The sequence below is a fragment of the Bradyrhizobium sp. B097 genome, assembly GCF_038957035.1.
Taxonomy (GTDB): Bacteria; Pseudomonadota; Alphaproteobacteria; order Rhizobiales; family Xanthobacteraceae; genus Bradyrhizobium.
In genome coordinates this window covers 7,939,130-7,959,402 of the sequence record NZ_CP152412.1, presented here as the reverse complement: position 1 = coordinate 7,959,402, position 20,273 = coordinate 7,939,130, and the positions used below count along the sequence as shown (strand labels likewise).

Sequence of the window (20,273 nt, the reverse complement as noted above, 5' to 3'; positions counted from 1 at the left end):
CTGCCGCAGGACCCATCGGCCCTATCAGGAGCGGCCGGCGTAAGCGGGTGATGTCCGCATCCGAAAATGCTGCTTCCTTGTCCGCCAGAAATTCGCCTGCCCGTCAGCGGCCGGCGACGCAACCTTGGGAATGCGCCCCCGTTGAGACGACGTTCGTCGTTTGCGACGACGGGGGACGGAATGACATGCCAGAAGACGACAATGCGCCGGCGAATGCCGCCAATCTCCTCGAACAAGTTCCCCTGCCACGCGAGCCCCGGGACATCAGGGACATAATCCCGTCGGTACCGCGGTTCTTCACGACACGGTTCTATCCGCCGTCGGAGCAGTTCGAGGTCTGGAAGACGCGCATGGCCTCGCTGGTCGATGTGGCGCCGTCGGAAGGCCATAGTCCTGCGCAGGGATTCGAGGTGGAGTATCTGACCTGCAACATGGCCGACGTCATCTTCACATCAGGACGCGTTGCCGCTCAAACATTCGCGCGTGCCGGCGACCCCTCGCAGGGCGCGCCGGTCGATATCTGGTGGCTGTTCCGGGTGCGCTCCGGCGAGGCCCGCTTCGAAACCGCAGAGCGGCGCGTTCACGCCGGGCCAGGCGCGATGTTCCTGATCTCGCTCGACGACGATTTCCGCGGCAGCATCACCGACTATGAAGGCCTGGTGCTGGCTTTGCCGCGCCGGTCATTCGCGGATGTGGCCGATCAGCTCAACGACGCCTGCAACATTCTCCTCTCGGGCAATCTGATCGAACTGCTGTCCGACTATCTCGACAGACTCGAAACGCGTCTGGTCCTGATGTCGCCGGACGAACTGCGGCAGGCGGGGCGAGCGACCGCGCAGATGATCGCGGCATGCATTCAGCTGTCCTCGGACCGGCTGGAGCAGGCACGCGGCGCAATCGAATCGGTGCTGTTCGAGCGTGCACGTCTTTATATAGAGACGCATCTCGGCGACTTCGATCTGACGCCGGATCGCATTGCGCAGCAATTGCGGATCTCGCGCTCTGCCCTCTACCGTGCATTCGAGAGCGTCGGCGGCGTCGCCGGATATATCCTGCGCAAACGGCTGCGCGCAGCACATGCAGAACTCGTCGCATCCACCGACAGGCAGGTGCAGGAGATCGCCTATCGTCACGGCTTCAAGCTGGCGTCGGATTTCACGCGCGCGTTTCGCCGCGAATTCGGCGTCAGTCCGCGCGAAATGCGTGAACGCGTGCGCCGCAGATCAACTGCCGGTTGAAGATTGGCAGATTACCCCACGGTGCATCGAGCAAATCATTCAACTTGTGAGACGATCTGCGCGCTATTTGGACGGCCTGCTGAGTGACGTTGTCAAATATGTGTCTATCATTTTTGATATGACGACTCGGGGCACATTGATGGGGCAGTCGAGCGAGCGCTGGGTGACAAGATGCGCTCGTTGAGTTCGACACATCGTTGGCCAGGACCGGAAGGCCGGCGCAGGTTGCGCGGCCTTCATATCTCCGCATGTGGTCCCAAGGGACACGCGTGTCGGCACAGTCCGCGGCATGGCACCCCCGACGTCTGGACCAGATGTCACAAAAGGGGCGCACCATGGTTGTCGCAGGCAACTCATCCGAATCGCTGAAGCGTCAAGGCCGCACCGGCTTCGTTCGGAGCTGGGTCGCATCGGGCGATGCGGGCAGCTCTTCGCTGCGGCGCCGGCTGATCGCGGTGCTGCGGCAGGCGCACCGCAGGCTCGGCGTGAAGCGCGATAGGCTGGGGCTCGGTTCGCTGGGCGTCTCGGGAGCCGTAGCACCACGGTTGTTCAGCGGCCGGTTCGCCGGTTGGGCGTCGTTCGTGCTGGTAGCAGCGAGTTTTGCTGCCATCCCTCAAACCGCGAGCGCGCAGGCCTACCAGGCAGGCGGAGGTTCCGCGACAGGCGGCAATGCCGTGGCGGTCGGACCTGGCTCGACGGCCAGCGGGCTGCGTGGCCTCGCGCTTGGAAGCGGAGCGGCGGCTTCGGGACTCGATTCCATCGCCCAAGGCACGAGCACGAGCGCAGGCGCTCAGAATGCCGTCGCGATCGGCTTCCAGGCGATCGCGTCCCAGTTGAACTCCGTCTACCTTGGCTCGCGCACTGTTGTGGGATCGGGTGCGACCGCTGCAAGCGCCATCGGCATTGGCACGGATGTGACAGCATCCCAGGCCGACGCCATCGCGGTTGGACGTACGTCCGTCGCATCGGCACAGTATTCGGTGGCGCTCGGCCTGAACGCGAAGGCGACGGGCACTGGCGGCGCGATGGCCCTGGGCCAGGGCACGGTCTCGAGCGGCGTCAACTCGGTCGCGCTCGGCGTTCAAGCCGTCGCCACCGGCGCCGGCACGAGCGCCTTGGGCACGTTCGCCAATGCCACCGGAGGCAATGCCACCGCGGTCGGCGTCAGCTCCTTGGCGAGCGGGAACTTTGCATGGGCCGGAGGCTGGTCGTCCGTTGCCTCGGCGGACAGCGCGACTGCTCTTGGCAAGCAGGCGACCGCGTCGGGGATCAACTCATTCGCCGGAGGCAGCTCCAGCAACGCAGCCGCAGATTTTGCCGTGGCTGTGGGCAATCAGGCACAGGCGCTGAGCACCGGGGGCTCCGTCGCAATTGGATCGGGCGCGATCGTCAACAGTGCAGCGACGGGCGGCATCGCGCTCGGCAACAATGCGGCATCCGCCGGCATCAGTTCGATCGCGACCGGCGTTGGGGCCAGTGCCGCCGGCACGAGCTCGTTGGCGATCGGCACTGCGTCAAATGCGAGTGCAGCCGCCAGCACAGCTGTTGGCAACACAGCCGTTGCCAGCGGCCAAAACGCCTCCGCGTTCGGATCTGCAGCGAACGCGACAGGAGACAACTCTCTCGCGGCCGGCGTCAGCGCCAGCGCCAGCGGAACCGCCAGTACCGCGCTCGGCATCGGCGCCAAGGCGTCGGCTACAAGCGCCATCGCTGTCGGTAACAATGCCGCGGCCAGTTCCGCCAACGCGGTGGCCTTGGGCACCAACGCGGTGGCGACCGGCGGCCAGGCGGTCTCGATCGGCGCGAACAACACCGCCTTTGGCAACGGCGCGGTGGCGATCGGCGATCCCAGCTATGCCAGCGGCACCGGCGCCTTCACCGGTGGCGCGAACAACATCGCCAACAGTGACGGCACGGCCAGCGCTACCGCCGCCAACCAGGCCAACGGTGCCGTCGCGATTGGCAACAACAACAAGGCGATCGGGCAGGGCTCCGTGGCGCTCGGCAATGGCTCCACCGCGGGCGCCGCCGGTCTTGCGGGCAATGTCGCACTGGGCGACGGCGCCACGGCGGCGGCAAAATCCGGCGATGTCGCACTCGGCTCCGGCAGCGTCACTGTTGCCGCAGTCGGCACGCCAAATGCTGTCATCAATGGCGTCACGTTCGGGAACTTCGCCGGCACCACGCCGGGGTCCACGATCAGTGTCGGCGCGGTCGGCGCGGAGCGGACCATCACCAACGTGGCGGCAGGCCGAGTCACGCAGACCTCGACCGATGCCATCAACGGCTCGCAGCTCTACAGTGTCGCCAACACACTGACGAGCCAGATCGCCGCCGGCGCGATCCACGACTACAGCGTCAACAGCACGACGCCGGGAACCGACACCAACTACAACAACGCCGGAGCCACCGGCGCCAACGCGCTCGCGGCCGGTGTCAGCGCGAGTGCCGCCGGTGCGAGCAGTGTTGCGGTCGGCACTGGCGCCGCGGCACGGGCATCGTCGGACACGGCGCTCGGTTCGGGCGCGCTTGCCGCGTCGCTCAGCAATCAGCCGCTGACCGGAGCCGTTGCCATCGGTGCGGGGCAGGCCACGAATGATGGTGCCATCGCGATCGGCGACGCCTTTGGCGGCGGTCCGAAGGCATCCGGTCGCGATTCGATTGCTCTCGGCACTCAGACCACCGCGTCAGGCTCCGCATCCACCGCCGTTGGCGCCAATGCGACGGCATCAGGCGTCAGCTCCTTTGCCGGCGGTACTTCCGCGACGGCCAGCCAGGCCAATTCGCTTGCGCTCGGCGCCAACGCCAACGCCTCGAACGCAAATGCGGTCGCACTCGGCTCCGGCAGCGTCACGTCAGTCGCGGTCGGTACCCCGAACACCGTGATCAACGGCACGACCTACAGTTTCGCCGGTACGACGCCGGGCTCGACGGTCAGCGTCGGCGCGGTCGGCGCCGAGCGCACCATCACCAATGTCGCGGCGGGACGGCTCAACAACGGCTCGACCGACGCGGTCAACGGCTCGCAGCTGTTTGCCACCAACCAGGCGGTCGACGGCCTCGCCAGCACCGTCAACAACATCAACACCGGCGGCGGCATCAAGTATTTCCATGCCAATTCGACATTGGCCGATTCGTCTCCGGTCGGGACGAACTCGGTCGCGATCGGCCCGGTGTCGACCGCGACCGGCAGCGGCTCGGTGTCGATCGGCAACGGCGCGAACGCCGCCAATGCCAATGACGTTGCGCTCGGCGCGGGAAGCCAGACCGCCACGGCGGTCGGCACGCCGAACGCGGTGATCGGCGGCACCACCTACAGCTTTGCCGGCACCACGCCGGCCTCGACGGTGAGCGTCGGTGCGGTCGGTGCCGAGCGCACCATCACCAACGTGGCGGCAGGACGGCTCAACAACGGCTCGACGGATGCGGTCAACGGCTCCCAGCTCTGGTCCACCAACCAGGCCGTCGACGGTCTCGCGACCACCGTCAACAACATCAACAATGGCGGCGGCATCAAGTACTTCCACGCCAATTCGACGCTGGCCGACTCGTCGGCCGCCGGAACGAATTCGGTCGCGATCGGGCCGGTGTCGACCGCGACCGGCAGCGGCTCGGTGTCGATCGGCAACGGCGCGACCGCTGCGAATGCCAACGATATCGCGCTCGGCTCCGGCAGCCAGACCACCACGGCGGTCGGCACGTCGGGCATCACCATCGGCAACACCGCCTACAGCTTCGCCGGCACGACGCCGCTCTCGACCGTCAGCGTCGGCGCCGTTGGTGCCGAACGCACCATCACCAACGTCGCCGCGGGACGGATCAGCAACGGTTCGACCGATGCGATCAACGGTTCGCAGCTGTTTGCCGCCACCTCAGCGATCGACAGCCTGTCGACCATCGTCAGCAACGGCCTGACGCATTATTACAGCGTCAACGATGGTGGCACCCAGCTGGCGAACTACACCAACAACGGTGCGACCGGTGCGAATTCGATGGCCGCCGGCATCGCCGCGTCGGCAACCGCCGCCAATTCGACCGCACTCGGCTTCAACACCCAGGCCACGGTCGCCGATGGCGTTGCGATCGGTTCGGGATCGATCTCCAACCGCGCGATCGCGCCGGCTTCCGGCACGATCGGCGGCACCATCATCCCCTACAACACCACCGATCTCGCGCTGCTCGGCGCGGTGTCGGTCGGCAATGCGACGAGCTATCGCCAGATCACCAATGTGGCCGACGGCACCCAGTCGAGCGACGCCGTCACCGTGCGGCAGCTGACCGGTGCACTGTCGTCGTTCGCGACCACGACCACGAAATACTTCCACGCCAATTCGACGCTCGCCGACTCGCTCGCGGTCGGCAACAATTCCGTCGCGGTCGGGCCCCAGACCGTGGTCAATGGCGACAACGGCATCGGCATGGGGTTTGGCGCAACCGTGCAGCAGACCGCACCCGGCGGCATCGCGATCGGCCAGAATTCGGTATCCAACTTCGCCGACTCGATCGCGTTCGGAACCAATGCGCAGGCCAGCGGCATCCAGTCGGTGTCGATCGGCGCCGGATCCCAGACCACCAACCCGACCAGCGTTGCGCTCGGCCCGAATGCCAAGGCGACGGCGCAGGCCGGCGACGTCGCGCTCGGTGCCAATTCAACCACACAGACGGTGGTCGCGACCAAGAACACCACGATCGGCGGCACTACCTACGCCTTCGCCGGCACGGCGCCGACCTCGACCGTCAGCGTCGGCAGCGCCGGGGCGGAACGCACCGTCACCAACGTCGCCGCGGGACAGATCAGCTCGACCTCGACGGACGCGATCAACGGCTCGCAGCTCTGGGCCACCAACACCTCGCTCGACGCTCTCTATACGACGGTCAACAACATCTCGACCGGCAGCGGCGGCATCAAGTATTTCCACGCCAACTCCACCGCGGCGGACTCGTCTGCCACCGGCGCGGAGAGCGTCGCGATCGGACCGCAATCGGTCGCAAGCGGCGCGAACGCAGTATCGATGGGCAACGGCTCGGCCGCGTCGGGCGCCAACTCGGTCGCGATCGGCGCCGGCGCCAAGGCGACTTCGGCCAATTCGCTGGCGCTCGGCGCGAACTCGGCCACCACGGCCAATCTGAGCGATGCGGCCTATACGCCCGTCGTCGGCAAGAGCGTCGCGGGGGTTGCGACCGGCGAGGTGTCGGTCGGCTCGTCCGGGGCCGAGCGCCGCGTTACCAATGTCGCCGCGGGCTCGGCCGCGACCGATGCGGTCAATGTCAGCCAGCTCCAGGCGGTTTCCAGCGGCTCGATCCGCTACGACACCGATGCCTCCGGCAACACCACCAACAAGGTGACGCTGAACAGCGGCAGCAGCGGGCCGGTCACCATCAGCAATGTGGCGGCGGGCGTCGCTGGCACCGATGCGGTCAACGTCAACCAGCTCAACAGCGCATTCCAGCAGCTGAACGGCCAGATCGGCGAGGTGCGGCAGGACGCCTGGCGTGCGGCCGCGATCGGCATGGCCGCCGCATCGCTGCGCTATGACGACCGGCCCGGCAAGGTGAGCGCATCGGCTGGCGGCGGCGTCTGGCGCAGCCAGGGCGCGCTCGCCTTCGGCATCGGCTACACCAGCGAGAACGGCCGGCTGCGCACCAACGCGGCGGCGACCACCGCCGGCAGCGAGTGGGGCGTCAGCGCCGGCGTGAGCCTGACGCTCAATTGACCCTGACGTCGACGAGGCGGCTGGCGTGTCTGGCTTTGGCGATCTGGCTCGGCGCGGCGGCGGGCGCAAGCGCGCAGGGCGCGCCGCCACTCGCCTATGCCGTGAAGCCATCGGACGTCGTGGTGCCGGAAGGCGAGACGCTCGGCGAGTTCAGGCGGATGATCCAGCCGTTCAAGAACTGGACCTTGATCTGCGACGAGAGCCTCAAATCGAAGCGCCGCGTCTGCAACGTCACGCAATCGATCGTCAGCGCGCAGGGCGCAGTCGCCTTCAACTGGTCGCTGATTGCGACCGCCGACGGCAAGCCGCTGATGGCGATGCGGATTCCTGCGGCCGCCGGCGTCGGCGCGCAGATCGAGCTCGCAATGGGCGATAGTCCCGACCGCATCGTCGCGCAGACCGATCGCTGCGACGCCAGTTTCTGCTTCGCCACGATCGCGATCGGCAATGTGCTGAGGCGGCACATCCGCGCGGCGACGCCGTGCCTGGTGTCGTATCCGCTGCCGCAAGGCGGGCCGGTCGTGCTGGAGGCGCCGCTCGACGGACTGTCCGGTGTGCTGGCGAAGCTGAAATGAAGCGAGGTCGGACATGCGGATGCGGGATTCCGACGTCCGGCTCGAAACTGAAGTGCGAAGTGAAAAGGACGGAATGTCGATGCGGCGCACCCTTGGATTGATCTTTGTTGCGGTCGTCGTGGCCGCGCTCGGTGCTGCCGGCGTCGTGGTCTACGCCCAGCAAACGCAACCTGTACCCTTGCAGCCGGCCGTACCCGCGCCGGCCAAGAAGCCTGCCGCCGCCGCGAAGCCGCAGCCGCACAAACAGCGTCCGCAGGAGGCGCAGACGCCGTCGGCGGCCGCGGCATCCGTTCCGCCGCAGCAGGCGGGGCAGCAGCCGACCGTGTTCGACGAGCATGCGCGGCAGGGCAACGTCGTGACCTGCGCCAATCTGTTCGGAACGCTCGGCCGCGGTCTGGCGACCAACTCCAACTACACCGCCCAGTCGCAGTGGGACGCCAAGGCCGGCAATTCGCATTCGGTGCAGTCGCTGGTTGCGCTCGCGCCAAACCAGGCGCCCCAAGGCAGCGCTGCCCAGCGCGCCGCCGGCATCGTGTTTGCCGCGCCGGTCGGGTCGTCCTGCGAAGGCAATCTGGTGCGGGTGACGCCAAGCGCGGAAAGCTGCCCGACGGTTGCCGCGGAGCTCGCCAAGCTCAACGGGCAGAACGGCACGCTCGGTGATCTGGCGACGATCGCGCTGCCGAACGGCGCGCAGGTGGTGCTGATTCCGTTCGGCAATGCCTGCGTCGCGGTGACCGCGCTGCGGGTCGCCGGATAGTGCGGCCGCTCGGCGCGCGGCTCCGGGCCCCTGCCTCCCCGCATCCACCTCTCCACTGCAAAGCGCCTGGCAATCGCGGCGCCGATCTCCCGCGAGCCACCGAACATGAGGGGACACGCGGTCTCTCGCGTGCGCTGCCGTCCGCAGCTGCCCGCTAACATCTTGGCGATCAGCCATCAAAGGGCTGGATTTCCGGCTCCGGATCGTCAATTCTGATTTGGAACTTACCATCCGTGCATACGCGGAGGAGATGTCCCATGGAGGAAGCGCGTCCGGAGCGGTTTGTCCGCAAGGTCGGCGGTGAGCTGGTGTCGTCCGTCATCGCGCGGTCAGAGCCGATCAGGGTCGAGCTGCTCAGCCGGACCTCGCGGCCCCGCATGAACTGGCATTTCCGCCAGCCCGAGCTGACGTTGTTCTGGTTCCGCAACGGCTGCTCGCGGTTGCAGGCCACGATCGACGGCCGTCCGGTCGAATATGAGTTCTCCAGGGCGGCCAATCTCGCGCTGTTTCCGGCCGGCACCGAGATCGAGGGGGAGTGGTCGGTCGGGCCGGCGTTCGACTATGTGGTCGTCTTCCTCGACCCAAAATTCGTGCAGAGCCGTCTCAATGGCCTGATCGAGACGCCCGCGATTGCGTTCGGCCATGACCAGCTCTGTCGTGGTCTCTCCGAACTTTGCCAGGAAGCGACCACGCCGGACAATCTGTTCGATCTGTTCGCCGAAGGCTGGGCCAGCCAGGCGCTGGCCCATATGGCGCGGCTGTCGCGCGGCGCGGAACCGGCGAAGGCGCCGAGCCGTGGCGGACTGCCGACGCTCAAGCTGCGGAGGATCGAGGCGTTCGTCCGGGCCAATCTTGGCGAGACGATCTCGTTGTCGGCACTGTCAGATGTCGCCGGCCTGAGCAAGCGGCATTTCCTGCGCGCGTTCCAGGAGAGCATGGGCACCAGCCCGCATCGCTATGTGCTAGGCCTGCGCATCGAGGTGGCCAAGCGTCGCCTCAGCGACACCGATGAGAGCCTGACCAGCATCGCGCTGGCATCGGGGTTCAGCCACGCCCAGCATTTTTCGTCGACGTTCAGGCATGCCACGGGTGTCAGTCCGTCAGCGTTCCGGCAGCAGGGCCGGGCGTGAGTTTCGGCGCTTTTTTGCAAGTCGAGGCGCTTTCCAGCAAGCGCCGGCGCACGGTCCATCGTATGCCGAGGGTATGCTCGGGGTTTGGTCGCGTCCGCGCATTGGAGAAGGAAGCAAAGCATGCCTGGGCCATTGGCGGGAGTTCGCGTACTTGATCTGACCGGTGTCGTCTCGGGCCCGTTCGCGACGATGTTTCTGGCCGATCAGGGCGCGGATGTTCTGAAGGTCGAACCGATCGGCGGCGACATCACCCGCCGCAGCCGGGCCAATGTCGACAAGACCGGCGAGTTCTCGGCGCTGTTCATTTCGTCGAACCGCGGCAAGCGCTCGCTCTCGATCGACATGAAAACCGACGCCGGCCGGGACGTGCTGGGCAAGCTGGTCCTGCAGTCCGACGTGCTGGTGCAGAATTTCCGGCCCGGCACGATGGAACGTCTCGGGCTCGGTCCGGACGAGGTGCGCAAGAAGAACCCGCGGCTGATCTACGTCTCGATCAGCGGGGTCGGCGAAGACGGGCCTTACGCCAAGAAGCGCGTCTATGACCCCATCGTGCAGGCCCTGTCGGGTTTCTGCGATATACAGGCGCAGCCGGTGACCAACCGTCCGCAGATGATCCGGACCATCGTGGCCGACAAGACGACGGCGGTCTATGCCGCGCAGGCGATCACGGCGGCGCTCTACGCGCGGGAAAAATCCGGCAGCGGCCAGCATATCCAGGTGGCGATGCTCGACGCGATGATCGCCTATCTCTGGCCGGAAGGCATGATGCAATACACCGTGGTCGGCCGCGAGCAGGCGACGGCCGATCCGAACGACCGGCCCGATCTCGTGTTTCAGACCTCGGACGGTTATCTCACCTGTGGGACGATCTCCGACTCCGAATGGCAGGGCTTCTGCAAGGCCACTGGCGATCCGGAGCTCGCCAACGATGCGCGCTTCGCCACGCCGGCGTCGCGCTCGGTCAATGCAACGGCGCGTATCAACAAGATGCAGGACTATATCGGCAAGCACACCACCGCCGAATGGCTGGCGCGGCTCGATGCGGCTGACGTGCCGTGCGCGCCGATCCTGCGGCGCGGCGAGATCATCGCCAACGAGCAGGTGGTCGCCCGCGGGCTGATCGCCGAGCTGGAGCAGCCAGGCGTCGGCACCGTGCGGCAGCCGAAGCCTGCGGCGCGTTTCGACGTCGATGCCGCCGCGATTGGCGGTCCTGCGCCGCGCATCGGGCAGCATACGAAGCAGGTGCTGTCCGACCTCGGCTACGGCAATGCTGCGATTGAAGCGATGATCGAGCAGAAGGCCGTGCGCGCGGTCTGAGCTGCCGCGCCGCGCGACGTCACCATTGCTGAACTGAACAACTGCCGTCGGTGGGAGATGTCCTATGGCCGAGACGAACAAGACCGCCTTGCTGGTTGGCGCGGGTGATGCGATCGGCGCCGCCGTGGCGCGGCGCTTCGCCGCCGGCGGCTACTCCGTCTGCATCGCACGGCGCGATGCGGCGAAATCGAGTGCCCTGGTGGAGGAACTGACCGGCGCCGGAAGCCGGGTGCATGCGCTCAGTGTCGACGCGCGGCGCGAGACCGAGGTGCAGGAGCTGTGCGAGCGGGTCGAACGCGAGATCGGGCCGATCGAGGTCTGCCTGTTCAATGCCGGCTCGAACGTCAAGAAGGAGCTGCACGAGACCAGCGAAAAGCTGTTCTTCAAGGCCTGGGAGCTCGCCTGCTTCGCCGGCTTCCTGGTCGGACGCGAAGCGACCCGGCACATGCTGCGGCATGGCCGCGGCACCATGCTGTTCACCGGCGCGACCGCGAGCGTGCGCGGCAGCAGCGGCTTTGCGGCATTCGCATCCGCCAAGTTCGGCCTACGGGCGGTCGCCCAGGCGATGGCGCGCGAGCTCGGGCCGAAGAATATTCATGTTGCCCATCTCTTGATCGATGCCGGCGTCGACAGCCCGGCCATCCATCAGCGGATGAAGGCTGCCACGGGCGTCGACGCATCGGCGATCCCGCCGGATTCCTTGACGCGGACATCTTCCATCGCCGAGGCTTACTGGTTCGTGCACCAGCAAAGCCGCGACGGATGGAGCCATGAACTCGATCTGCGTCCCTCCGTCGAGAAATGGTGACGTCATGCCGGAGACGCTGACGCTGTGGGGGGTGGGGACATCGCGGACGATTCGGGCCCATTGGGCATTGCACGAACTGGGGCTGGACTATCACTGCAAGCCGATCCTGCCGCGTTCGGGCGAGACCAAGACGCCGGAATACACGCTGCTCAATCCGCGGCAGAAGATTCCCCTGTTGCAGGACGGCGACTTCACGATCGGGGAGAGTGCCGCCATCGTCGCCTATCTGGCACGCCATTACTCGAGCCCGAACATTTCGCTCGTGCCGGTCGCAGAGCGCGACTTCGCGCGATGGCTGGAATGGTGCTTCTTCATCGTGGCTGAGCTCGACTCGACCAGCCTCTATGTGATGCGCCGCCATGACGTCCAAGGCCTCGCCCACATCTACGGCCATGCTCCGGATGTCGTCGTGAAAGCGGCCGAGTATTTCCGCCAGCAGCTGCGGCACGTCGAAGTCGCCCTGTCGGACGGCCGCCAATATCTGATGGGCGATCAGTTTACCAGCGCGGATATCCTGCTCGCGACCTGCCTGGTATGGGCGATCGATTACGGCGTCGGGGTCTGCGACGTCGCGACGCCGTATCTCGACCGGGTTACAGCAAGGCCGGCCTACAAGGAAAGTGTCGTGGTCAACACAGTGAAGATCTGAGCGGTGACACGTGTCAGGGCCTCCCTGGCCGCTCAAAGGCAAACGTTGCCATCGGCTAAGCGAGCCAACGCTTGCGCCGCTTGTAGTGCTTTACATCGCGATATGATTTTCGCTTGTCGCCGGCGATGCCAAGATAGAACTCCTTGACGTCCTCGTTGGCGGCGAGGGCGCGCGCTTCGCCATCCATCACCACGCGGCCGTTCTCGAGGATGTAGCCGTGGCTCGTATATCTAAGCGCCATATTGGTGTTCTGTTCGGCGAGAAGAAACGATACACCTTCTTTGACGTTGAGATCCTTCACGATGTCAAATATCTCCTCGACGATCTGCGGCGCGAGGCCCATCGAAGGTTCGTCGAGCAGGATCATCTTCGGGCGCGACATCAGCGCGCGCCCGATCACACACATCTGTTGCTCACCGCCGGATGTATAGCCGGCGGTAGAGCCGCGCCGTTCCTTGAGACGGGGAAAATAGGCATAGACCCGTTCCAGATCCTGCGCGATCGCGAACTTGCCATCCGTCCGCGTAAAGGCGCCGGTCAGGATGTTCTCCTCGACCGTAAGATGAGAGAAGGCGCGCCGGCCCTCCATCACCTGAATGCAGCCGCGTCGCACCACGTCGTTTGGCGACAGGGACTTCACCTCGACGCCGTTGAACAGGATCGAGCCCTTGGTGACCTCGCCGCGCTCTGCGTGCAGCAGATTGGAGATCGCCTTCAGCGTCGTCGTCTTGCCGGCGCCGTTGGCGCCGAGAAGCGCGACAATGCCGCCTCGCGGGACCTCCAGCGAGACTCCCTTCAACACGAGGATGACGTGATCGTAGACAACCTCGATATTGTTGACCGATAGAATCAGAGCTGCCGTTTCCGTCGCAGCGGTGACGACCTTGGCGATTGCCACGCGCAGACCTCCAAACTGGAACAGGGTCCTGGATCCGGGAGCAGGCAAACCTGCCTCCCGGATCACTCGCACCGGCTCAGGTTTCTTTTGCGCAGTCGCGCGGCGCGATCTTCTTCTCCGCGGCATACTTCGCGGACACGTCGGCCACGAGCGGCTCGATGAGCGATTCGTCGGCCGTGTACCAGTCGGAGATCACTTTCCAACCCTTGCCGTCCCATTGCTGGACGCGCCCGTAGCGCGCGCCCTCGTGGTCGGAGCAGGAAATGCTCACCGGCTTCAACATCCCCTCAAAGCCGAGTTCCTTGATACGATCAGCGGTGAGGATGAGGTTCTCAAGCCCCCAACGGACCTGCTCGCCCGTTAGCGGTTTCTTGCCGAACTTTTCCTGCGCCTTGCGGATCGCCTCCACGCCGAGCATGGCGTTCGTCATGCCGCGGTTGTAGAGAACTTCGCCGATCTTGCCAGGTTCTGTCGAACCCTTGCCCTTGGCGTAGACGTACTTCTCTATGTCAGTGTGAGCGGGATATTTTCCTGCACCATGCTGAAGCATCAGCGACTTGTAGCCGGCGGCCTGATCACCTGCCGGCGTCACATCCGGCTCTGCGCCCGACCACCAGACACCGATCATCTTGTCGCGCGGATAGGCGACGGCGGCCGCTTCCTTGATTGCCGTGCTGTTCATGACGCCCCAGCCCCAGACCAGCACATAGTCCGGCCGATTCTGGCGGATCGCCAGCCATTGCGACTTCTGCTCGACACCGGGGTGGGTGACCGGGATCGGCGTGAACTCAAAGCCGTACTTCTGCGCCAACACCTGCAGCATCGGGATCGGCTCCTTGCCATACGGGCTGTCGTGATACAGCAGCGAAATCTTCTTGCCCTTCAGCTTGTCGAACCCGCCGAGCTCCTTGGCGGCGTGCTGGATCGCGATATCTGCCGCGGACCAGTAGGTGCCGAGCAGCGGGAAGTTGTACGGGAACACCGCGCCGTTCTTGGAATCGGCGCGGCCGTACCCCATCGTGATGATCGGGATCTTGTCGGTCGCGGTCTTTTCGGTGAGCGCGAAGGTGATGCCGGTCGACAGCGGATTGACGAAGGCCGCGCCGGTTGGACCCTTGCTCTTGAGACGCTCATAGCACTCGACGCCTTTGTCGGTCGCGTAGGCGGTCTCGCACTCCTCGACCAGAAGCTTGACGCCGTTGATGCCGCCGTCGCGCTCGTTGATCAGGTTGTAGTAGTCGGCCACGCCGTTCGCATACGGCGCGCCGTTCACGGCGTACGGTCCGGTCCGGTAGGACAGAATCGGGATGAACTGCTCGTTTTGCGCTGCGGCCGGTGCGCTAAACGCGGCGCCGGCCAAGGCGGTCGCTAGTATCAATACACTGCGTGCAATGCTTGCCATATTGATATCCTCCTCCTTAAAGTCCCTCATTCCCGTTCGCGATGCTTGCTTCCTCTCCGCTGTCAACGGCCGCCATCCGCGTTGCGACCGAGGCGCGATCGTTCCTTCAATAGGGAAACGGCCAAAGTCTGAGCTTCTCCTTGCCGATCGATATCAGCCGGGCGAAGCCATGGGGTTCCTTGATCAGCAGATAACAGATCAAGGATCCGAAGATGATGAACTGGAGGTGCGTGATCGTTTGCGTCGACAGTGGCAGGCCGAGCTCGGTTGGAATCACATTCAGCATGATCGGCACGATGAGGATGAAAGCCGCCCCGATGAACGAACCCATGATCGATCCGAGCCCGCCGATGATGACCATGAACAGAAGCTCGAGCGAGCGGTCGATCGAGAACGCAAGCGGCTCCCATGAACCGAGGTAGACGAACGCCCAGAGCGCACCCGCCACCCCGATGATGAAGGAAGAGACCGCGAACGCCGTGAGCTTGGCGTAGAGCGGCCGGATACCAATCAGTTCGGCGGCGATATCCATGTCGCGGATCGCCATCCACTGCCTGCCAAGATTGCCGCGAACGAGATTCTTCGCCAACACCGCCATCACGGTCGCGAAGAGCAGGCACAGCAGGTAGCGCTCGACCGGCGTGCGAACGACCATGCCGAAGAAATCCAGCGCCGGCGCATTGACCGATCCCGACGGGGCGTAGTTGGTGAACCACGGAATTCGCAGGAACGCCCAATCGAAGAAGAACTGCGCGGCGAGCGTTGCGACCGCCAGGTAGAGACCCTTGATCCGCAAACTGGGAATACCGAACAGGATTCCGGCACCCGCCGCCATAAACCCGCCAAGCAGAATGGATGTCAGCACGGGCAACGGCGGGATCGAGATCGCGAAGCCAAGCCAGGCAAGCGGGATATGAACGCCAGTCGCCAGCTTGTAGGCGGAATAGGCGCCGATGGCCATGAACGCGCCGCTGCCTAGCGAAATCTGGCCGCAATAGCCGACAAGTATGTTCGTGCCGATGGCGGCGAGCGCCAGGATAAGGAAGGGCAGCAGGATCGCCCACAACAGATAGTCGGTGCGGAACGGCCAGATATGGAAGGTGGCCAACAGCGGCACGCCAACGAAAGCGATCGCGAGCAAGACGGCAAGCGCAATACGGTCCTGACGGATCGGAAAGATCGCCATGTCCTCCGCGTAGCTCGTCTTGAACTGGCCGGCCTCGCGATAAAGCACGACGAACTCCTTGCTTCAGATACGTTCGATGATCCGCTCGCCGAACAGCCCCTGCGGCCGCACGAGGAGCACCGCCAACGCCAGCACAAACGCAAACCAATATTCGATACCGCCGCCGATGGACGGCCCTAGATACGCCTCGGCAAGCTTCTCGCCCGCCCCCACGATGAGCCCGCCGACTATGGCTCCCGGAATCGAGGTGAGGCCCCCGATGATCAGAACCGGCAGCGCCTTTAGTGCGAGAAAAGTGATGGAGAACTGCACGCCGAGCTTGGTCCCCCACACGGTCGCCGCGACCAGCGCAACGAGACCGGCGGCAAGCCAGACGACAAACCAGATCCAACTGATCGGGATACCGACTGAATGCGCGGCCAAATGGTCATCGGCCACGGCTCTGAGAGCGCGACCGGTCTTGGTGCGCTGAAAGAAGACGGCGAGGCCGGCGACCAGGACGCCTGCGATCAACGCGCCCCAGACATCCAGCTTGTTGACCAGAATCCCACCCGGGAACAGGCTTTCAAACAAGAACCAGGCGTCGGTCGGGAACAGCCGCAACGGATAGACATCCGATCCGAAGATCATCTCCGCGGCGCCCTCGATGACGAATGTCACGCCGATCGTCGACATGAACAGCGTCAGGCCGTCCTGGTTGAGAAGAGGTCCGATCACGAACCGCTCGATGAGCCAGGCCGTTGCCGCCATGATCACGGCGGCAAAGCCGATCGCGAGGACGACCGCGACCCAAAGCGGAAGGCCGTTGGCGACCAGGAGGTCGAGGGCGCGAACCAGCGCCAACCCCGCGAGCAATACCATTGCTCCCTGAGCATAATTGAATACGCCGGATGCCTTGAAGATCAGCACGAAGCCGAGCGCGACCAGCGAATAGAGCACGCCGGACATCAATCCGCCGATCAGGACCTCGAGAAACTGACCCAGTGCGATCATAGACGCACCTCAATGCGCGACGCCAAGATATGCGTCGATGACGGCTTGACTTTTCTTCACTTCATCGGGCGTGCCGTCGGCGATCTTTACACCGTGATCAAGCACCGCTACGCGATCCGACAGATCCATGACCACGGCCATGTCGTGCTCGATCAGGGCGATGGTCGTGCCGTAATGGTTGTTCACATCAGTGATGAAGCGCGACATGTCCTCCTTCTCCTCGAGGTTCATGCCTGCCATCGGCTCGTCGAGGAGGAGAAGGTCGGGCTCCATCGCCAGAGCGCGACCGAGTTCGACACGCTTCTGCAAACCGTATGGCAAACGCCCAACCGGTACCTTGCGGATTGTCTCGATCTCCAGAAAGTCGATGATCTCCTCGACCTTGCGCCGATGCTCGGCCTCCTCCGCGAGGGCGGGGCCATAACGCAGCACCTGCCATAACAGCCCTCGGCGCACCTTCAAGGTGCGGCCCGCCATGATGTTGTCGAGCGCGCTCATGCCCTTGAACAGAGCGACATTCTGAAAGGTGCGCGCGATGCCGCCGCGCGCCGCCTCGAAAGGCTGCATTTTGGCCCGGGTGCGCCCCTTGAAGGTGATGACGCCACGGTTGGGATGATAGAAGCCGTTGACGACGTTCAGCATCGAGGTCTTGCCGGCGCCGTTGGGGCCGATGATGGCCCGAATTTCGCCTCTTCTGACGTTGAACGAAACGTCCCGCAGCGCCTTGACGCCGCCGAAGGCAAGTGCCACGCCCTCGACCTGCAGCAGGATTTCGTTGGTGTCCGGCGCTCTCATGCTGCTTTTCCCAGCGATTCTGCCGGACCGATGACTCGCATGTCGCGAACCTTGACCCGTGCCGCGATCGTACCTTTGCGACCATCCTCCAACGTGACCTCGGTGGAAATGTCGGCTTCCTGCGAGCCGTTGTAGAGCGCCGTGACCAGCGGCGCATAGCGCTCGGCAATGAACCGGCGGCGCACCTTCTGCGTGCGGGTCAACTCGCCGTCATCCGCGTCGAGCTCCTTGGGCAGGATGAGGAAGCGGCGAACCTGCGCGCCGGCCAGCACCGTTTCCTTGGCAAGCGAGCGGTTCACCTCGGCAACGTCTTTCGCGACCATGTCGTAGACCAGCGGATGCCCGGCCAGTTCCTGATACGAACCGTAGGCAACGTTGTTGCGTTCCGCCCAATTTGCGACGGCGACCGGGTCGATGTTGAGCATCGCGCAAACAAAATCCCGGGAGTCACCGAAAGTGACCGCTTCCTTGATATTGGGATAGAACTTCAGTCTGTTCTCGAGATATTTCGGGGCAAACATCGTGCCGTCCGCCAGCCGACCGACGTCCTTCGCGCGGTCGATGATCTTCAGATGCCCGGTCTTCTCGTCGAAAAAGCCCGCGTCACCAGTCCTGACGTATCCGTCGGACGTCATGGCTTCCGCGGTCTTTGCCTGATCCTTGAAATATCCGAGGAACATGCCGGGCGATCGAAACTGCACTTCGCCCGATTCCGCAATGCGAATGTCAACATTGGGCGCTCGCGGACCAACCGTATCCGAGTAGATCTCGCCATCAGGCTGGCACGTTACATAAAGGAACGCTTCGGTCTGGCCGTAGAGCTGTTTCAGATTCAGTCCGATCGAACGGTAGAACGCGAACAGTTCCGGACCGATCGCTTCGCCTCCAGTGTATGCAACGCGCACCAGAGACAGGCCAAGAACGTTCTTGAGAGGCTCGTAGACCAGCCAGCGCCCGAGCCCATAGAGCAATCGGCCTGACAGCGGCACCGGACGTCCCGTCAAGACTTGCTCGCCATATCGCCGCGCGACGTCCAGAAAGTAGCTGAACAATCGCCGCTTGATCGGCGCCGCGTCCTCCATCCGGACCATCAGCCGTGTCAGCATGGCCTCGAAACCGCGTGGTGGGGCCAGGTAGAAGGTTGGTCCGATCTCCCGCCGATCCTGCTCAATCGTGTCGCCGCTCTCGGGACACGCCATGCAGAAGCCGGCCACAAGGCCTTGCACATAGCTGACGTAATGATCGCCGGCCCAGGCCAGCGGCAGATAGGCGAGCACCACGTCCCTGTCAGTCAGTCTGTCGAACCGCGTGGTGTCGGTCGCAGCATCGATGCAGCCTCGCGCCGACAGCATGACTCCCTTCGGCGCGCCGGTCGTTCCCGAGGTGTAGAGAATGATCGCGATGTCCGAGCCTTTAGCTGCTCTAACGAATTCGTCAATCCGTGCACCAAGCGCGGCGTCGGCTGCAAGCGCTGCGCGGCCGTCCTCGATGACATCGCCGATTGCGATGATCCGACTGTGGTCGTAGCCCTCAAGGCCGCGCCGCTCGTCATAGACAATCTTGCTGAGTTGCGGCAGTCGGTCGGACACCGACAGGATCTTGTCGACCTGCTCCTGGTCTTGCGCTGCGACAAACTTCGCCTCGGCGTGAGCGAGCACAAACGCAAGCTCGTCGGCCACCGCATCGGAGTATACCGGAACGGGAATAGCGCACAGCACCTGCGCTGCCATCATGGTCCAGTAAAGCTTCGGCCGATTGGAGCCGACCACGGCAATCGTGTCGCCCGGCTGCAAACCGAGACGATGCAAGCCCGCGGCGTAGGCGCGCACGATCTCGGCAACTTGAGCCCAGGTCCAGCTCTGCCAGATGCCAAGATCCTTGTGCCGAAACGCCGGACGGGTGCCTAACTGCGCTGCATTCCGCAGCAGCAATTTGGGGAACGTGTCAAACGATCCGCCAGCGGCCATATCGGTCTCGATCCCAAAAACCGGCGCGTTGGTTCGCCCCTGCTTATGGTGATGCCGGCCCGTTTTGGGCAACAGCCATGCGAGTTCCGCATGTTCCAACATGACAGCGGATCGAGAGTCCTACAAGTCCCGGATTACGGGGCAGTCCTCCGGCAGGGCGGACTGGCCGCCAATTCCCGAAGCGAATCTTGCAACCAACCAATCAAGAACGTTTCTGCCAGCAGGCTGGTCGGCTCAGAAGGGGTAGCCCCAATGCCCGGCGAGCCTCATCTCTGACCGGCTGAGCGCAAGAACAGAGTCTCCGTCGTTCGATCTGCGAGCCCCAGGTCAATAGATTCAAGCAACGTCGTCGGGGCGCGACGCGATAGGACAGGCTTGCTGCCATCTACCCTACGCTCGTCCAACTCGCATCGATCAGGGTATGGCTGCGTATCGGTGAGCCCGCGTCCCGGTCCTGTTCGGACCGCCGACGTCGCATCGCGGCGTCAAGCCGTAGCGGCCATGCAGTCCGCGCCAGAGGGCACTCAAAAGCTTGCGCATCGAACGCCCCTCTCGACATCAGCGATAGCGGCATCCTGCTGACGTCGCCGACGAAATGACAGAGCCATTTCTGGGCAGGTCTGCGCAGTTTTTGAGCAAACGGCCATCGCGGCGCAGCGAGCCGCGCCAAAAAATCTGATGAGATTCAAATACCGGCGGTGTGGCACGCCTCGTGCATCATGGGCATCGAGTTGGCCGCTAGGGTTCCGATCTTGCGAAGCAAGGTGCTGGTCCGAGAGCAGCCGCTTGCGGGGGAGACATCCCCGCAGGTGCACGGCGGGATAAAAGCCCGGGAGACCTCGTT

The 20,273-nt window shown here is 64.4% G+C and carries 14 protein-coding genes and 1 riboswitch; of the genes, 8 read left to right on the top strand and 6 right to left on the bottom strand.

What is annotated here, in order from left to right:
• Positions 1–185: 185 nt before the first annotated feature.
• From AAFG07_RS36575 to AAFG07_RS36540, 8 genes are all read left to right on the top strand, one after another.
• Positions 186–1,238: a helix-turn-helix domain-containing protein gene (locus AAFG07_RS36575; RefSeq protein WP_342724488.1), complete on the top strand. Its 1,053-nt coding sequence runs from the start codon at positions 186–188 to the stop codon at positions 1,236–1,238.
• A 335-nt stretch (positions 1,239–1,573) separates the two neighbouring features.
• Positions 1,574–6,952, top strand: a complete 5,379-nt coding sequence (locus tag AAFG07_RS36570) for a calcium-binding protein (RefSeq protein ID WP_342724487.1) — start codon at positions 1,574–1,576, stop codon at positions 6,950–6,952.
• A complete protein-coding gene (locus AAFG07_RS36565) occupies positions 6,949–7,527 on the top strand; it encodes an invasion associated locus B family protein (protein ID WP_342724486.1) in 579 nt (192 codons plus the stop codon). The genes AAFG07_RS36570 and AAFG07_RS36565 overlap by 4 nt, the downstream gene beginning before the upstream one ends.
• Before the next feature lie 79 nt (positions 7,528–7,606).
• Complete coding sequence (locus AAFG07_RS36560; RefSeq protein ID WP_342724485.1) at positions 7,607–8,284, top strand: hypothetical protein; 678 nt, start codon at positions 7,607–7,609, stop codon at positions 8,282–8,284.
• Positions 8,285–8,541: 257 nt separating this feature from the next.
• Complete coding sequence (locus AAFG07_RS36555; protein WP_342724484.1) at positions 8,542–9,414, top strand: AraC family transcriptional regulator; 873 nt, start codon at positions 8,542–8,544, stop codon at positions 9,412–9,414.
• Positions 9,415–9,534: 120 nt separating this feature from the next.
• Positions 9,535–10,731 (top strand): CaiB/BaiF CoA-transferase family protein, encoded by a 1,197-nt coding sequence (locus AAFG07_RS36550; RefSeq protein ID WP_342724483.1) that lies wholly within the window; start codon positions 9,535–9,537, stop codon positions 10,729–10,731.
• 64 nt (positions 10,732–10,795) lie between these two features.
• On the top strand, positions 10,796–11,539 hold the full coding sequence (locus AAFG07_RS36545; RefSeq protein WP_342724482.1) for an SDR family NAD(P)-dependent oxidoreductase: 744 nt from the start codon (positions 10,796–10,798) through the stop codon (positions 11,537–11,539).
• A 4-nt stretch (positions 11,540–11,543) separates the two neighbouring features.
• Positions 11,544–12,188: a glutathione S-transferase family protein gene (locus tag AAFG07_RS36540; protein WP_342724481.1), complete on the top strand. Its 645-nt coding sequence runs from the start codon at positions 11,544–11,546 to the stop codon at positions 12,186–12,188.
• Between the two features lie 55 nt (positions 12,189–12,243).
• Here AAFG07_RS36540 and AAFG07_RS36535 read toward each other — a convergent pair whose 3' ends face one another.
• The 6 genes from AAFG07_RS36535 to AAFG07_RS36510 all read right to left on the bottom strand — a co-directional run bounded on the left by AAFG07_RS36535 (position 12,244) and on the right by AAFG07_RS36510 (position 19,429).
• A complete protein-coding gene (locus AAFG07_RS36535) occupies positions 12,244–13,086 on the bottom strand; it encodes an ABC transporter ATP-binding protein (protein WP_342724480.1) in 843 nt (280 codons plus the stop codon).
• Positions 13,087–13,162: 76 nt separating this feature from the next.
• Entirely contained in the window at positions 13,163–14,488 is a 1,326-nt protein-coding gene (locus AAFG07_RS36530) for an ABC transporter substrate-binding protein (RefSeq protein ID WP_342724479.1), read from the bottom strand.
• A 106-nt stretch (positions 14,489–14,594) separates the two neighbouring features.
• Positions 14,595–15,722, bottom strand: a complete 1,128-nt coding sequence (locus AAFG07_RS36525) for a branched-chain amino acid ABC transporter permease (RefSeq protein WP_342724478.1) — start codon at positions 15,720–15,722, stop codon at positions 14,595–14,597.
• A gap of 15 nt (positions 15,723–15,737) precedes the next feature.
• Entirely contained in the window at positions 15,738–16,667 is a 930-nt protein-coding gene (locus AAFG07_RS36520; RefSeq protein WP_342724477.1) for a branched-chain amino acid ABC transporter permease, read from the bottom strand.
• A gap of 9 nt (positions 16,668–16,676) precedes the next feature.
• A complete protein-coding gene (locus AAFG07_RS36515) occupies positions 16,677–17,462 on the bottom strand; it encodes an ABC transporter ATP-binding protein (RefSeq protein ID WP_342724476.1) in 786 nt (261 codons plus the stop codon).
• The gene (locus AAFG07_RS36510; RefSeq protein WP_342724475.1) at positions 17,459–19,429 is read right to left on the bottom strand and encodes an AMP-binding protein; all 1,971 of its coding nucleotides are present in this window, start codon (positions 19,427–19,429) and stop codon (positions 17,459–17,461) included. The genes AAFG07_RS36515 and AAFG07_RS36510 overlap by 4 nt, the downstream gene beginning before the upstream one ends.
• 727 nt (positions 19,430–20,156) lie before the next feature.
• Positions 20,157–20,267, top strand: a riboswitch (guanidine-I (ykkC/yxkD leader).
• Positions 20,268–20,273 lie beyond the last annotated feature (6 nt).

What these genes read in the sequence shown, in the direction of transcription:
- AAFG07_RS36555 (WP_342724484.1), top strand. Translation starts at nt 8,542, where the DNA reads ATGGAGGAAGCGCGTCCGGAGCGGTTTGTCCGCAAGGTCGGCGGTGAG.
- AAFG07_RS36520 (WP_342724477.1), bottom strand. Translation starts at nt 16,667, where the DNA reads ATGATCGCACTGGGTCAGTTTCTCGAGGTCCTGATCGGCGGATTGATG.
- AAFG07_RS36545 (WP_342724482.1), top strand. Translation starts at nt 10,796, where the DNA reads ATGGCCGAGACGAACAAGACCGCCTTGCTGGTTGGCGCGGGTGATGCG.
- AAFG07_RS36515 (WP_342724476.1), bottom strand. Translation starts at nt 17,462, where the DNA reads ATGAGAGCGCCGGACACCAACGAAATCCTGCTGCAGGTCGAGGGCGTG.
- AAFG07_RS36570 (WP_342724487.1), top strand. Translation starts at nt 1,574, where the DNA reads ATGGTTGTCGCAGGCAACTCATCCGAATCGCTGAAGCGTCAAGGCCGC.
- AAFG07_RS36575 (WP_342724488.1), top strand. Translation starts at nt 186, where the DNA reads ATGCCAGAAGACGACAATGCGCCGGCGAATGCCGCCAATCTCCTCGAA.
- AAFG07_RS36560 (WP_342724485.1), top strand. Translation starts at nt 7,607, where the DNA reads ATGCGGCGCACCCTTGGATTGATCTTTGTTGCGGTCGTCGTGGCCGCG.
- AAFG07_RS36510 (WP_342724475.1), bottom strand. Translation starts at nt 19,429, where the DNA reads ATGGCCGCTGGCGGATCGTTTGACACGTTCCCCAAATTGCTGCTGCGG.
- AAFG07_RS36530 (WP_342724479.1), bottom strand. Translation starts at nt 14,488, where the DNA reads ATGGCAAGCATTGCACGCAGTGTATTGATACTAGCGACCGCCTTGGCC.
- AAFG07_RS36540 (WP_342724481.1), top strand. Translation starts at nt 11,544, where the DNA reads ATGCCGGAGACGCTGACGCTGTGGGGGGTGGGGACATCGCGGACGATT.
- AAFG07_RS36550 (WP_342724483.1), top strand. Translation starts at nt 9,535, where the DNA reads ATGCCTGGGCCATTGGCGGGAGTTCGCGTACTTGATCTGACCGGTGTC.